Origin of the sequence: Mycobacterium angelicum (genome assembly GCF_002086155.1) — a bacterium.
Classification (GTDB): Bacteria; Actinomycetota; Actinomycetes; order Mycobacteriales; family Mycobacteriaceae; genus Mycobacterium; species Mycobacterium angelicum.
Genome location: NZ_MVHE01000309.1, coordinates 1 through 439, shown reverse-complemented (window position 1 = coordinate 439; position 439 = coordinate 1). Strand labels below are relative to the sequence as shown.

Here is a 439-nt window from a genome sequence, read left to right as displayed (position 1 = left end):
AACTCACCAGCCACCCCCACCGGAACCCGACGCAACCACCCATCGAGCACAAACACACCCACAGTGCCCAAGGGCACCCCAATAGGACTCACACTCGCGCCGGTGTCGTCCTCACCGATCTCGCGGAAGGTGACATGCACCGTGGTCTCGGTAATCCCATACATATTGACCAACCGAGGCGAGCCCGGATGACGGCCCAACCACGGCGCAATCCGTTGCGGCTCAAGAGCTTCCCCGCCAAAGACCACCACATCCAGCTCGAGCCGTTCACCCAGCTCACCCTGGGCGGCATCAGCGCTTTGCAACGCATAAAACGCCGACGGGGTTTGACTGAGCACGTTGACACGCTGCGCAACCAGCAACCCAAGAAACTCCGCCGGCGAGCGCACCACCGCATCGGGCACCACCACCAGACACCCACCATGCAGCAGCGCACCCC

Annotated in this window: 1 protein-coding gene; it reads right to left on the bottom strand. The window is 63.1% G+C overall.

Features of this window, described 5'->3' with window-relative positions:
* Positions 1-439: AMP-binding protein (locus BST12_RS29530; RefSeq protein ID WP_139802106.1), on the bottom strand; the 439-nt coding region annotated here is incomplete at both ends.